Annotated in this window: 12 protein-coding genes; 10 read left to right on the forward strand and 2 right to left on the reverse strand. The window is 68.3% G+C overall.

Features of this window, described 5'->3' with window-relative positions:
- Positions 1-156 precede the first annotated feature (156 nt).
- On the forward strand, positions 157-1,575 hold the full coding sequence (locus ABW16_RS08345; protein WP_047318865.1) for a glycosyltransferase family 39 protein: 1,419 nt from the start codon (positions 157-159) through the stop codon (positions 1,573-1,575).
- Here ABW16_RS08345 and ABW16_RS08350 read toward each other — a convergent pair.
- Entirely contained in the window at positions 1,569-2,375 is an 807-nt protein-coding gene (locus tag ABW16_RS08350; protein WP_047318697.1) for a purine-nucleoside phosphorylase, read from the reverse strand. The two genes, ABW16_RS08345 and ABW16_RS08350, sit on opposite strands and share 7 nt — an antisense overlap.
- 43 nt (positions 2,376-2,418) lie before the next feature.
- On the opposite strand from ABW16_RS08350, the gene ABW16_RS08355 reads away from it, so the two are divergent.
- Together ABW16_RS08355 and ABW16_RS08360 are read left to right on the forward strand one after the other, a co-directional pair.
- Positions 2,419-3,597 carry an amidohydrolase gene (locus tag ABW16_RS08355; RefSeq protein WP_047318698.1) on the forward strand — a complete coding sequence of 393 codons (1,179 nt, stop codon included), beginning with the start codon at positions 2,419-2,421 and terminating at the stop codon, positions 3,595-3,597.
- 182 nt (positions 3,598-3,779) lie between these two features.
- The gene (locus ABW16_RS08360; protein WP_047318699.1) at positions 3,780-4,664 is read left to right on the forward strand and encodes a DUF559 domain-containing protein; all 885 of its coding nucleotides are present in this window, start codon (positions 3,780-3,782) and stop codon (positions 4,662-4,664) included.
- 101 nt (positions 4,665-4,765) lie between these two features.
- Here the strand turns inward: ABW16_RS08360 and ABW16_RS08365 are convergent, their stop codons facing one another.
- A complete protein-coding gene (locus tag ABW16_RS08365; protein WP_047318700.1) occupies positions 4,766-5,257 on the reverse strand; it encodes a gamma-glutamylcyclotransferase in 492 nt (163 codons plus the stop codon).
- A gap of 42 nt (positions 5,258-5,299) precedes the next feature.
- Here ABW16_RS08365 and ABW16_RS08370 point away from each other — a divergent pair, with 42 nt between their 5' ends.
- From ABW16_RS08370 to ABW16_RS26355, 7 genes are all read left to right on the forward strand, one after another.
- On the forward strand, positions 5,300-6,733 hold the full coding sequence (locus ABW16_RS08370) for an NAD(P)H-quinone dehydrogenase (protein ID WP_047318701.1): 1,434 nt from the start codon (positions 5,300-5,302) through the stop codon (positions 6,731-6,733).
- 63 nt (positions 6,734-6,796) lie between these two features.
- The gene (gene glpD, locus ABW16_RS08375) at positions 6,797-8,509 is read left to right on the forward strand and encodes a glycerol-3-phosphate dehydrogenase (RefSeq protein ID WP_047318702.1); all 1,713 of its coding nucleotides are present in this window, start codon (positions 6,797-6,799) and stop codon (positions 8,507-8,509) included.
- Between the two features lie 158 nt (positions 8,510-8,667).
- A complete protein-coding gene (locus ABW16_RS08380; RefSeq protein WP_047318866.1) occupies positions 8,668-9,750 on the forward strand; it encodes a hypothetical protein in 1,083 nt (360 codons plus the stop codon).
- A gap of 673 nt (positions 9,751-10,423) precedes the next feature.
- The gene (locus ABW16_RS08385; protein ID WP_131721480.1) at positions 10,424-11,152 is read left to right on the forward strand and encodes a hypothetical protein; all 729 of its coding nucleotides are present in this window, start codon (positions 10,424-10,426) and stop codon (positions 11,150-11,152) included.
- A gap of 366 nt (positions 11,153-11,518) precedes the next feature.
- On the forward strand, positions 11,519-12,784 hold the full coding sequence (gene nhaA, locus ABW16_RS08390; protein ID WP_047318704.1) for a Na+/H+ antiporter NhaA: 1,266 nt from the start codon (positions 11,519-11,521) through the stop codon (positions 12,782-12,784).
- On the forward strand, positions 12,781-13,653 hold the full coding sequence (locus tag ABW16_RS08395) for a pseudouridine synthase (protein ID WP_047318705.1): 873 nt from the start codon (positions 12,781-12,783) through the stop codon (positions 13,651-13,653). The genes nhaA and ABW16_RS08395 overlap by 4 nt, the downstream gene beginning before the upstream one ends.
- A gap of 76 nt (positions 13,654-13,729) precedes the next feature.
- Positions 13,730-14,176, forward strand: a complete 447-nt coding sequence (locus ABW16_RS26355) for a hypothetical protein (RefSeq protein ID WP_047318706.1) — start codon at positions 13,730-13,732, stop codon at positions 14,174-14,176.
- Positions 14,177-14,183: the final 7 nt, after the last annotated feature.

The following is a 14,183-nucleotide window of genomic DNA, read 5'->3' on the forward strand; positions in this document are numbered from 1 at the left end:
AAGCGTCGAGTGGACAGGTGTCAACTACTTGCTACCATGCCCGGGTCTGTACTGCTTGACGATGGAGAGCCGGTGATTCGCTCGACAGCCGTGCCGGGGCGTCGTTCCACAGACTCGTTGGTGAGTCGCCGAACGCTCGTGCCGGTAGGCATCGTGATGGCCGTGACCGCCGTCGTCCACGGGGCCTTCGCCATGAACTACGGCTGGCACCCCGACGAGTTCTACTACGTGATCTGCGGCCAGCACCCGGCCTGGGGATACTTCGACCACCCGCCGCTGGTGCCGCTGCTGGCCCGGGTGGCTGCCCTGGGTGGCCTGCTGGGGCTTCGGCTGTTGGCCATCGCGATACACCTGGGCTGCATCGTGCTGGCTGCGTTGCTGGCCGCGGAACTGGGCGGTCGGCGGGTGGCGCAGGTGATCACCGCGGCGGCCGTGGCCGCCAGCCCGCTGTTCATGGGTGCCGCGATGTTCTTCGGGACCACCGTCGTCGACCAGCTGATCTGGATCGCGGTGCTGCTGCTGGTGACGCGGGCGCTGCGGATCGGAACGACGTTGGCCTGGCTGCCGGCCGGAGTGGTGGCCGGCATCGGGCTGGAGGCCAAACAGACCGTCGCGTTGCTGCTCATCGGCATCGGGGTCGGTCTGGCGATCTTCCGGCGTGATGCGCTGCGCTCGCCGGGACCATGGCTGGCCGGCTCCGTCGCGATCTTCTTGGCTGTCCCGAACCTGATCTGGAGCGCGGCACACGGCTGGCCGAACCTGGAATTCGCCCACGCGATGTCGGTGCGGATGGGCGGCCCGGCGGGATCGCTGACCCAGCTTCCCCTGCTGCTTCTTTTGTACGCAGGTCCGCTGCTGGTGCTGCTGTGGGTGATCGGGGCACGGTGGCTGGCGTCCGATGATGCTCGCGAGTACCGCTGGATGCTGGCGGTGCCGGTGGCCGCGTTGGTGCTGTGCGTCGTCACCGGCGGTCGCTGTTACTACGCGGGCCCGGCGCTGGTCGCGTTGTTCGCCGCCGGGGCGGTTTGGATCGAAAGCGAGAACCCCGACCGGCCGCCGCGCGGCTGGGCGATTGCGCTGGTCGCGCTGTTCGCCGGCGCGGTGGTGTTCTGCCTGCCGGTGCTGCCGCCGGCGAACGCCACAACACTGCGGAAGGTCAACCCCATTCCGATGGAGACCTACGGCTGGCCGCAGTTCGTCGATCAAGTGGCGACTGCCGCCGCTCCACTGCCCGCCGACGTACCGATCTTCACCAGCAATTACGGCGAAGCCTCGGCCCTGCGAGTCCTCGGGCCGGCGGCCGGCATCAACCGTCCGGTGGTCAGCGGCGACAGCAGTTACGCCCAGTGGGGGCCGCCGGCCGGCAGCGCCGACACCGTGCTGTGCGTCGGCCGATTCCCGGTCGCGAAGTTGACCCAGTATTGGCGGCACGTCACCTACCTGACGTCGATCAGGTTCCCCGCCGGGGTGCGCAACGGGGAGAGCGCCGCGAAGATCTATCTGTGCGAGCAGCCGGTGGGCAGCTGGGCAGCGATGTGGCCCCGCATGCGGCACAGCTCAGGAGTGAGCTACTGACCTGAGGGGGCAGGCAGCAGCGCGATCACGTCGGCGAGCAGCGCACCCATGCGGGCCGCCGATTCCCGCCCGGCGGCCAGCACCTCGGCGTGGCTGAGCGGCTCGCCGGTGATCCCGGCTGCCAGGTTGGTCACCAGCGACAGGCCCAGGACCTGGGCGCCGGCCGCCCGGGCGGCGATGGCCTCGTGCACGGTCGACATGCCCACCAGGTCGGCTCCCAGAGTACGCAGCATCCGGATTTCGGCGGGGGTCTCGTACTGCGGGCCGGGCATCCCGGCGTAGACGCCCTCGGCGAGCGTGGGGTCGACTTGGTGGGCCAGCGCGCGCAGCGACGGGGTGTAGGCGTCGACCATGTCGACGAAGCGCGCCCCTTCGAGGGGGGAGCGCCCGGTCATGTTCAGATGGTCGCTGATCAGCACCGGTTGGCCGACGTGGTAGCTGGTCCGCAGGCCGCCGGCCGCGTTGGTCAGCACCACGGTGTTCGCGCCGGCCGCGACGGCCGTGCGTACCGGGCGCACGACGTCGGCGAGCTGATGGCCCTCGTAGGCGTGGATCCGGCCGACCAGCACCAGCACCCGGTGCGTGCCGATCTGCATCGACACCAGCTCGCCGGTGTGGCCCGCCGCGGTCGGCGCGCTGAACCCGGGCAGGTCGGCCATCGGCAGGGCCGCAGTCGGGGTGCCGAGGGCCGCCACCGCGGGTGCCCACCCGGAACCCAGCACGACTGCCACGTCGTGCGTCTCGACGCCGGTGCGCCGGGCCACGACCGCTGCCGCCTGTGTTGCCAGCGGTACCGTCACAGGCACTGAGTTTAGTAGCGCTCCGCGATGGGATACTGCCTGAATGTCTCCAGCTCCCGTGTCGCACGCCGTCGAGGCGTGGCTGGCAGCCCATGCCGAGGAATTGGTGGCATGGCGACGGCACCTGCACCGCCACCCGGAGTTGAGCCGGCAGGAGTTCGCCACCACCCAGTTCATCGCCGAGCGTCTCGCCGGAGCCGGCCTCAATCCCAAGGTGCTGCCCAGCGGAACCGGCTTGACCTGCGACTTCGGTCCAGAGGACGGGCCTCGCGTTGCGTTGCGGGCCGATATCGACGCCTTACCGATGACCGAACAGACCGGGGCGCCCTACGCCTCGCTGGTGCCGGGGGTGACGCACGCCTGCGGTCACGACGCGCACACCGCGATCCTGTTGGGTGCGGCGCTGGCGTTGGCATCCGCGCCGGAATTGCCGGTCGGCGTGCGGCTGGTGTTCCAGGCCGCGGAAGAACTGATGCCGGGCGGCGCGATCGACGCGATCGCCGCGGGCGTGCTGAGCGGAGTCAGCCGAATCTTCGCGCTGCACTGCGACCCGCGGCTGGAGGTCGGCCGGGTGGCCACCATCCCGGGGCCCATCACCTCGGCTGCCGACACCATCGAGATCATGGTCACCGGTCCCGGCGGACACACCTCGCGACCGCACCTGACCGCCGACCTGGTCTATGGGCTGGGCACGCTGATCACCGGGCTGCCCGGCGTGCTGTCCCGGCGCATCGATCCGCGTAACAGCACGGTGATGGTGTGGGGTGCGGTGAATTCCGGTGCCGCGGCCAACGCCATACCGCAGTCGGGGCGCCTGGCCGGTACGGTGCGCACCGCCAGCCGGGACACCTGGGTGGCGATGGAGAGCATCGTCGAGGAGGCGGTGGCGTCCCTGCTGGAGCCGCTGAACATCGAGCACACGCTGAATTACCACCGCGGCGTGCCGCCGGTGGTCAACGAAGCGGTGTCGACGCGGATGCTGACCCACGCGATCGAGGCCATCGGGCCCGAGGTGCTGGCCGAGACTCAGCAGTCCGGCGGCGGGGAGGACTTCTCCTGGTATCTGGAGCAGGTGCCCGGTGCCATGGGCCGGCTCGGGGTGTGGCCGGGCACCGGGCCGCAACTGGACCTGCATCAGCCGACATTCGATCTCGACGAACGGGCGCTGGCGGTCGGCGTGCGGGTGATGGCCGGCGTCGTCGACCAGGCCGGTCTGCTGTAGCACCTTTCTCGCGCCCTTTGGCGCGAGTGTGCGTGTTTGCCCGCCGACACTCCGTGATTTCTGTACAACTGCGCACCCTCGTGGCGCTCACGGGTGTGCACAGTACGGAGGCTATCCACAGTTCATGCGGGACGATCTCGTCGAGGTAATCGCCGCAGTGGCCGCGCGCCGACGATCGCGGCATGGACCCTCGATTGCGTCAACTGCTCGACCAACAGGGCGGGGTGGTGACATCCGGTCAGGCGCTCGCTGTCATCACCCGACGCGGCTTGGCGGCGGAGCTGAAACATGGCCCATTGCAAAAGATTTGGTATGGAATCTACGGCGACGGCGAGTTGAGCGATGAACTACGGTTGCGGGGACTGGACCTGGCCACCGGAACCAGTGTCGCGATCTGTTTGGGTACCGCGGCGGCGGCGTACGGTTTCGACACCGAGGAACCGGTCGATCTGCACGTACTCAACCCGCCGAACCAACAACTGCGCCCGGCCGATGGGCTTGTGGTGCACCGTCGTGAGGGTGCACCGCTGACTGAAGTCGCGGGCCGGCCGGCGACTGCCCCGGCGTGGACCGCGATCGAAGTCGCTCGCAGCCTGCGGCGGCCACGCGCGCTGGCAACGCTGGACGCGGCACTGCGCAGCGGCACCTGCTCCCGCGGCGAGCTGCAACGGGCCGCCATCCGGCAGGCGGGCCGTCGGGGCATCGTGGCCGTGCGCGAACTCCTGCCACTCGCCGACCCGCGCGCGGATTCCGCGATGGAGAGCGAGTCGCGGCTGATGATGATCGAGGGCGGCCTGCCGCTGCCGGTACTGCAGTATCAGGTCGTGGACCGCGATAACCGGACCTGGCGTCTCGATTTCGCCTGGCTCGAGCAGCGGGTCGCGGTCGAGTACGACGGCGTCGACTGGCACGAGGGGCCGGCTGCGTTCGTCTACGAGCGGCAGCGGCGCGCGGCGTTGGAGGAGATGGGCTGGGTGGTGATCCCAATCATCGCCGACGACGTTCGGCGCCGACCTTGGCAGACGGTCCGACGTATCGAGACGCACTTGGCGCGTGCTGCAGCCTGACGGCGAAATGGAGCGCGCGAGGGTGCACGGTTGGACAGATATTGCCGCGTGTCGGCGGGCAAACACGCACCGTCGCGGGAAGGGAAGCCAGCGAAGGAAAACTAGCTGCCGGGGCCGATGTTGCGGGCCGGTCGGGTCTGCAGGTTGCGCACGTATTCGTCTGGCGCACCGGCGATCTGGGCGGCCTCGGCCACCACGCCGAGATACCGCGCCGACGGCAGCCCGCCCTCCCAGGCATCCACCACGTACAGCCAGGCGAGCACCGGTTCGGGGGCAGCGTCGGCGGGGTCCGACGTGATGCCGTCCACCCGGTCCACCCGGAGGCGGATCTTCTTGTGGATGCCGAACTCCGAGCCCTCCCAGCTGTCCATGTTCTTCTCGTCCTCGGGGGTCACGTCGTAGAGCACGACGAAAACACTCGAGTCCGGGTCCTCGACCACGGTCGCCAGGGCGCCTTCCCAGCCGATGTCCTCGCCGGCGAACGTGAGCCGCCAGCCGTGTAACCAGCCGGTGCCGGTCATCGGGGAGTGCGGTGCCCGCTGCAGCATCTGCTCGGGATGCATGTTCGACCCGTAGGCGGCGTAGAGCGGCACGGCAGAAAGCTTAAACGTCGCGCCCCGGATAGGTTAGTCGCTGTGACTTCTCCCTCGACGCGCATCGTGATCGTCGGCGGCGGCCCGGCGGGCTATGAGGCCGCGCTGGTCGCGGCGGCCAAGGGCCCGGAGGCGGTCTCGGTGACGGTGGTCGACGCCGACGGCCTCGGCGGCGCCTGCGTGTTGTGGGACTGCGTGCCGTCCAAGACCTTCATCGCCTCGTCCGGGGTCCGCACCGAGCTGCGACGCGCCCCGCACCTGGGCTTCGACATCCATTTCACCGACGCCGAGATCGAACTGGACAAGATCCACGAGCGGGTGAAATCCCTGGCCGCGGCGCAGTCCGCCGACATCCGCACGCAACTGCTCAACTCCGGCGTCGACGTCATCGCCGGCCGGGGGGAGCTGATCGACCCCGAACCCGGCCTGGCGCACCACCGGATCCGGGTCACCGAGCCGCATCAGTCCAGCGGTGCGCAACGCGTGCTCGACGCCGACGTCGTGTTGATCGCCACCGGCGCCAGCCCGCGCACGCTGCCCGGCGCCGAGCCCGACGACGAGCGAATCCTGACCTGGCGGCAGCTCTACGACCTGCACACACTGCCCGAGCACCTGGTGGTGGTGGGCTCCGGGGTCACCGGTGCGGAGTTCGCCAACGCCTACACCGAGCTCGGGGTCAAGGTGACAGTGGTGGCCAGCCGCGACCGGGTGCTGCCGCACGAGGACCCCGACGCGGCCCGGGTGCTGGAGAGTGTGTTCGCCGAACGCGGCGTCACCCTGGTCAAGAACGCCCGGGCCGCCTCGGTGACGCGTGCGGGAGACGGCGTGCTGGTCACCATGACCGACGGCCGCACCGTGGCGGGCAGCCATGCGCTGATGACGGTCGGGTCGGTGCCCAACACCTCCGGTCTGGGCCTGGAGCGGGTCGGGATCGAGCTCGGGCCGGGCAACTGCCTACAGGTGGACCGGGTGTCGCGGACGTCGGTACCCGGGATCTACGCCGCGGGGGACTGCACCGGGTTGTTGCCGCTGGCGTCGGTCGCCGCCATGCAGGGCCGGATCGCGATGTATCACGCGCTGGGTGATGCGGTGGCCCCGATCCGGCTGCGCACGGTGGCGGCGGCGGTGTTCACCCGGCCCGAGATCGCCGCGGTGGGGGTGCCGCAGTCGCAGATCGACGACGGCACGGTGCCCGCCCGCACCGTCATGCTGCCGTTGCAGACCAATGCCCGGGCCAAGATGAGCCGGATGCGGTACGGCTTCCTCAAGCTGTTCTGCCGGCCGGCCACCGGAACGGTGATCGGCGGGGTGGTGGTGGCACCGATCGCCTCCGAGCTCATCCTGCCGATCGCGCTGGCGGTGCAGAACCGGATCACGGTGGCGGACCTGGCCCAGACGCTGGCGGTGTATCCGTCGCTGTCGGGTTCGCTCACCGAGGCCGCCCGTCGGCTGATGACACACGACGACCTGGACTGAAACAGCCGGGATGAAGCGAGCGTCACACTCGGCCGGAGCACCAAGCCACGTAGCCTGGCACTCGTGAGCACGCTGGGACCCGACCAACGAGCACGAGCCTGGGAACGACTGGGCAGTGAGCAGTTCGACGTAGTGGTGATCGGTGGTGGTGTGGTGGGCGCCGGCTGCGCGCTCGACGCGGCCACCCGCGGCCTGAGGGTGGCGCTGGTCGAGGCGCGTGACTTCGCCGCCGGGACGTCGAGCCGAAGCTCGAAGATGTTCCACGGTGGTCTGCGCTACCTCGAGCAGCTGGAGTTCGGCCTGGTGCGCGAGGCGCTGCACGAACGCGAGCTGTCGCTGACCACCCTGGCGCCGCACCTGGTCAAGCCACTGCCGTTTCTGTATCCGCTGACCCGGCGGTGGTGGGAGCGGCCGTACGTGGCCAGCGGCATCTTCCTCTACGACCAACTGGGCGGAGCGAAATCGGTTCCCGCGCAACGGCATCTGACTCGCGCCGGCGCACTGCGGCTGTGCCCGGGGCTGAAGCGCAGCGCGTTGATCGGCGGCATCCGCTACTACGACACCGTCGTCGACGACGCCCGCCACACCCTGACCGTCGCGCGCACCGCGGCGCACTACGGGGCGGTCATCCGCACCTCCAGCCAGGTCGTAGCGCTGCTGCGCGAAGGCGACCGGGTGACCGGAGTGCGGGTCCGTGATTCCGAGGACGGCGAAGTCACCGAGGTCCGGGGACATGTGGTGGTCAATGCCACCGGGGTGTGGACCGATGAGATCCAGGCGTTGTCGCGCCAGCGCGGCCGGTTCCACGTCCGGGCTTCCAAGGGCGTGCACATCGTGGTGCCGCGGGACCGGATCGTCTCGGAAGCGGCGATCATCCTGCGTACCGAGAAGTCGGTGCTGTTCGTCATCCCATGGGGCACCCACTGGATCATCGGCACCACCGACACCGAATGGAATCTGGACCTGGCCCACCCCGCGGCCACCAAGGCCGACATCGACTATCTCCTGACCCACGTCAACACCGCGCTGGCCACGCCGCTGACGCACGCCGACATCGAAGGCGTGTACGCCGGGCTGCGACCGCTGCTGGCGGGCGAGAACGACGACACCTCCAAGCTGTCGCGTGAGCACGCGGTGGCCGTTCCGGCGCCGGGCCTGGTGGCGATCGCCGGCGGCAAGTACACCACCTACCGGGTGATGGCCGCCGACGCGATCGACGCCGCCGCCGAGTACATCCCGACGCGGGTGGCGCCCTCGATCACCGAGAAGGTTCCGCTGTTGGGCGCCGACGGCTACTTCGCGCTGGTCAATCAGGCTGAACACGTCGGCGCTCACCAGGGCCTGCACCCCTATCGGGTGCGGCACCTGCTGGACCGTTACGGCTCGATGATCCACGACGTGCTGGCGGTGGCCGAGGGTCAGCCGGATCTGCTGGATCCGATCGCCGAGGCGCCCACCTATCTGAAGGTGGAAGTCGCCTACGCGGCCGTCGCCGAGGGCGCACTGCACTTGGAGGACGTGCTGGCCCGCCGGACCCGGATCGCCATGGAGTACGCCCATCGCGGGGTGAACTGTGCGCGTGAGGTCGCCGAGGTGATGGCGGCGGTGCTCGGGTGGGACGACGCCGACATCGACCGGGAGGTGGCCATCTACATCGCCCGGGTGGAAGCCGAGATCCTCTCGCAGGAGCAGCCCGATGACGCGTCCGCGGATGCGCTGCGGGTCAGCGCCCCCGAAGCGCGGGCCGAAATACTGGAGCCGATTCCGCTTACCTGAACAGAATGTCATTACTATGGGTATGGTTCAGGGAATCTTTCCGGACATTTAGGTTGATATCAGCATTCACATGTGTTTGACACACATTTCTGACAGGGCTACTTTCTGCCCATGAGCTGGATCACATGGGGGATCCGGGCTTGGGGAAGGGGCGGCTCATGTCGGGTGGGATCGGGGTGTGGCGCTCTCGCGAGCTCTCGGTAAGGGGCGGCGCCCTAATCGCGGCCGCTGTCGTCGCCGGGGCCGGCCTGCTCGGTGTCGGTGCGGCCGGGCCACAACTCCCCAGCTCGTCGAGCGCCTCGGCGCAGCACCAAGTGATGCTGACGGCCTATCCGACGTTTACGCAGAGCCTGCAGGCCCTGCTCGACACCATGTCCCTCGGGGATCTCAACCAGGTGCTGGCGGCGCTGGGGGATGTGCCCGGGACCAGCACGCCGCTGAGTGTCAGCGCGGATGTGTCGGCCCTGCTGGCGGCGTTCAACCCGGACGGCACCACCCTGGCCGGCATCGCCGACATCTTCGGGATATCGCTCACCGAGCCGCTCTACAGCTCGAACCCCGCGGTCCAATCGCTGTTGGGCACCGGCAGCCTGTTCCTGGTGGATGGCGTGCCGATCGGCAATGTGGACCTCGGCGACCTGGTGGACGTCGTTCTGGGCGACGGTGCCGGTACGCACTCGCTGACCGATCTGGCCAACGCGGTGGGCCTGGGATCGCTGCTCGGTCAGTTCGCCAGCATGATCAACGCGCTGGGCATGGACAACCTGAACGTTGAGAACTGCACCTTGACCTGCGGCGCCCTCCTCAACATCACCAGCCATCCCGATCTGACGGTCAACAGCTCGCTGGTCGACTGGTTGAGCGGGATACTGACTGTTCCCACCACCGACGTCACCCAACACGCGTTCTCGGGTCTCGGCTCGACCACGGTTGTGGCGGGCAGCGCCTACACGCTGGGCGAGTACCTGCACATCTTGCCCGTCAGCTCTACCAACAGCACCACCATGGATAACGCGACCCTGGCGCTGCTGTTCAGCCTCAACCCTGTCCAGACCTGGGACAAGTACCTCGACGGTCTCCCGTTCGGCGGCACGCTGCTGGACCCCTCCGGTGAAACATGGGGTGAGCAGAGCCTGGGCACCTTCCTGGCCAATTTCCTGCCCGACGACAGCACCTTGGTGATCACCGGCGACACGCCGGTCACCGACTTCTTGGAAGCTCTCGGCCTGCTGGCTCCCTAGCGGCCCCCGCCTTTCTCGCCGCGCCCGGTCCGTCTCCGCGGACCGGGCGCGGCTTTTGTCTGAGTTCAAACGCGCGATAAACGCACCCGTAAATTTTCGCGACCGAGAAATAGTACTGCCGTGTGCGCATTTCGCTCTATAGCGCAAAATAGCTCAAGTATTTTTGCCCCGTAAATTTCATACCGATTGACTGCTTTGCCGTGATGTTAATGCCCATTAGCCATCGGTCTGTCGCGTGCGGCGATCGGCTGGGCTGAAAACCCCGAGAAAAGGCTGAACTTCTTGCTGTCGGCGGGCGGATTCCCGACCCGCGGCGTATTGCCTGTGGTCGTTGCGGGTCCGACCCCGCCATCTCGATGAGCTGGTAATTTGCTGTGTACTGACGTTGCTGGTGCCGAAAGATCTACCCCTGAAACCGTTGACACGAGACTGAGCACATAATAAGTTAATGGCGATGTGGGAATCGCATCGCCTTAATGCTCGATCCCAGAAGGGGGACCCATTCATGTCTACTTGTTCCACTGTCGCCACGCCGACGGGGCCGCGTGGTTTTGTGGTGAAAGCCGGTGCGCTAGCGGCCGGAACTGCATTTGCGGGTGCGGCTCTACTCGGCGGTACCGCGGTCGCTCCGACAATTACCGCCGGCCTTACCGCGTCGGTGCAACACGAGGTCATGCTGACCGCCAGCTTCCCGACGTTCAGCGAGAGCCTGCAGAGCCTGCTGAACGCCATCGACCTCGGCAACATGGGCCAGGTCTTGGGGATATTCGGCGATGACATCTCCACCACCTCGAGCCTCGCCGACCTGCTCGCGGCGCTGAACCCGGACGGCATGTCCCTGGACGACGCCACCCTGGGCATGCTCTCCACCGACATCACCGCGCTGCTCAACGATGTCGACTTCGGCGGGGCGCCACTGGGCTCGATTCCGATCGACAGTTTGATCGGCGGCTTCATCGGTGGCGACGGGGCCGCCACCGAACTCGGAACCTTGCTGGGTTACTTCGGTCTCGGTGAGTACGCCGGCCTGCTGAACATCCCGTTCACCGACTTCTCGCCCGAGATGACCGTGGCCCAGCTGCTCGACGTGCTGATGGGGATCGACGGCACCACCACGCTGAACGGCCTGCTGGCGCAGAACGGAATGGAAGACGCCACCATCGGCGGCCTGTTCGGGATCACCCCCGAGCAGCTCGACGCGGGCTGGGACAAGTTCGTGGACAGCATGGTTGTCGGCGGCACGCTCGCCGACCCGGACGGCACCGGACTACTGGGCGACGAGACGCTGGGAGCCCTGCTGACCGCCTTGCTGGGGACGGGCGCCGACCCGGTGACCGACGCCACCACGCTGACCGCATTCTTGGACGACCTGGGCATCTTCGCCATGCTCGGGGTCAGCTGAGCCGGACCGCAACTCCGCGTCAACAAGCCACATCGGCCACAACCCCCGACGGTTGTGGCCGATGTGTCGTTGTGGGCTGGGACGCCGCTCGAGGCGGGGAGCCCGCTGACCTGGCGGAATGCGCGGCTGTCCCGGTACGGTGGGCACCATGTCCGCGCAGCACTGCCGCACCGGGATGCGTGCAGTTCCGCTACCGACCGACCGAGATCTACGGCCTCGGGGCACCAACGGCTACACCACCTGCTGGGGTAACAATGCCCACGGCAAACTTGCCGGCTGCCCACCGGCGCACCACTGAGCCGCCACGTCCGACATCGTCGAGGTCCGAGATCTCTGGCCTCCGTCACTCGAATCAAAGGCTTTCCCTTGACCTCTGGTCGCCCCCCGCTTTTCGGCCGCGGATCTTCGGCCGAAGCCCGACGGCTTGCCGACGTGCTCCGCAAGGAGACCGTCGGTGGGGCGCTGTTGCTGCTCACCGCTACCGTCGCGATCGGGTGGGCCAACTCGCCGTGGTCGGCTGTCTATTACCGGCTCGGCGACCTCACTTTCGGCCCGCGCGCCTGGCATTTGAATCTCCCGGTGTCGACATGGGCCGCCGATGGCCTGTTGGCGGTCTTCTTCTTCATGGTCGGCCTGGAACTGAAGTACGAAGTGCTCGCCGGCGACCTGCGTGACCCGCGTCGAGCAGCGCTTCCCGTCGTTGCTGCGGTCGGCGGAATGGTCATGCCCGCAGCGGTATTCGTCGCCGTCAACATCCACACCGGGGGCGGGGCGCTGCGCGGGTGGGCCATTCCCACCGCCACCGACATTGCCTTCGCCCTGGCCGTACTGGCCGTGATCTCGTCGCACCTGCCGTCGGCGCTGCGTACCTTCCTGCTGACCTTGGCTGTGGTGGACGATCTGTTGGCGGTCACCGTGATCGCGGTGTTCTACACCGATGACCTCAATCTCGCCGCTCTTGCGCTGGCGCTCGTACCATTGGCGTTGTTCGCGGTGGCGGCCCGGCGTTTCGGAAACGCCGCGGTGCTGCTCCCGCTGGCCGCAGCCACCTGGTATCTGGTCCACGAATCCGGTGTGCACGCCACCATCGCCGGTGTGTTGCTCGGTCTGACGGTTCCCGTTCGCGAGTCGGCCAAGCGTAAGTCGGGGCGTCGTCGGCTGGACGCCAAGGACCTCGAGCACCGGATTCGCCCGCTGTCCGCCGGACTTGCGGTACCGGTGTTCGCGTTCTTCGCGGCAGGAGTGACCTTTGGTGGACTGCACGGATTGGCCGCATCCCTGCGTGATCCCGTCGCCATCGGGATCGTCGCCGGCCTGGTCATCGGGAAGGCTGTCGGCATCGCCGGTGCCGCCGCGCTGACTGCCGCATTGACCCGGGCCGAACTCGACACCTCGCTGAAGTGGATCGACGTGGTGGCTCTGGCCTTACTCGGTGGCATCGGGTTCACCATTGCACTGCTCATCGGCGATCTCGCCTTCGCCGACCCCGTTCGCCGAGAACACGTCAAATTGGGCGTGCTGATCGGCACGCTGACCGCGGCGCTGCTGGCGGCGGTGCTGCTGACTTTTCGCGACCGGGCCTACGCCCGCGATGCCGACAGTCCACAGTCCTTCGACCTCAAACCGCAATGACCCGCCGACGCCCCGCCCCGCTGCCGGCACGCGACGGCCTGGGCCCCGCCCGGCTGCGCCTGCACGGCGGCCCGGTCGCCGCCGAGCTGCGTACCAGGTTCGGTGCGGCTGCCGCGGCGAAAGTTGCTGCCGGAGAAGTGGTTACCGCAGATGGGGCGGTAGTGGACGACACCACGGTGTTGCCGGCCGGGGCACACGTCTTCTTGTATCGCGACCTGCCCGACGAGGTGCCGGTGCCCTTCGACGTCCCGGTGCTGCACCGTGACGCGAACCTGGTGGTGGTCGACAAGCCGCACTTCCTGGCGACCATGCCGCGCGGCAGCCATGTGGCCCAGACCGCGCTGGTACGGCTGCGGCGGGAGTTGGACCTGCCGGAGCTGAGTCCGGCGCACCGGTTGGACCGACTCACCGCCGGGGTGCTGCTGTTCACCACCCGCCGGGAGCTGCGTGGGCCCTATCAGACCCTGTTCGCCCGCGGCGCGGTGCGCAAGCGGTACCTGGCGCGGTCCTCCGCCGAGCCGACCGTCGCGTTTCCGCAGCTGGTTCGCAGTCGGATCGTCAAACAACGCGGCTGCCTGCAGGCGCGCGAGGAACCGGGCGAGCCGAATGCCGAGACGCTGATCGAGTCACTGGGCGACGGCCGCTACCGGCTCACGCCGCGCACCGGACGCGCCCACCAGTTGCGGGTTCACCTGGCCTCACTCGGGCTGCCGATCGACGGCGACCCGCTGTACCCGCAGGTCATCGATGTTGCCCCGGACGACTTCTCGCAGCCGTTGCGACTGCTGGCCCACCGTCTGGAGTTCGAAGATCCCTTCACTGGCCGGCTGCGCGGGTTCGTCAGCGAACGCAACCTCGACGCGAACTGACTCCGGCCGCCCCGGGTTTCGGCCCCGACCGTCCTGGGTACAGGAACACGACCAGAGCAGAAGGAGTCTGATTCTGATGAAGGCACACAGCAAGATGACGATCGCGGTGCTCGGCAGCGCAGTCGCGCTGGTGGCAGCCGGTTGCAATGGCACCAAAGAAGAGGGGCCGAGTACCACCACGACCACGACAACCACCACAACCACGACCGAGACGACACTCGAACCGGTACCTGGTGGGCCAGGACCGGAAAACCCGGGTGAGCCTGGCCCGACCGGTGGTGGCGAAGTTCCCGGTGGCCCGACCGGTGGTGGCGGGCCCGGTGGTGGCGGTGGTCAGATTCCCGGTGGCCCGACGGGTGGTGGCGGGCCCGGTGGCGGCGGTGGTCAGATTCCCGGTGGCCCGACCGGCGGTGGTGGGCCCGGCGGGGGCAGCGGCACGATCCCCGGTGGCCCCACCGGCTGGGGCGGACCCGGCGGCGGCGGGGGTTGCGTGCCCGGTGTGGGTTGCGGCGGGTGGCCGTGATCGATCA

This window comes from Mycolicibacter heraklionensis, from assembly GCF_001021505.1.
Lineage (GTDB): Bacteria > Actinomycetota > Actinomycetes > Mycobacteriales > Mycobacteriaceae > Mycobacterium > Mycobacterium heraklionense.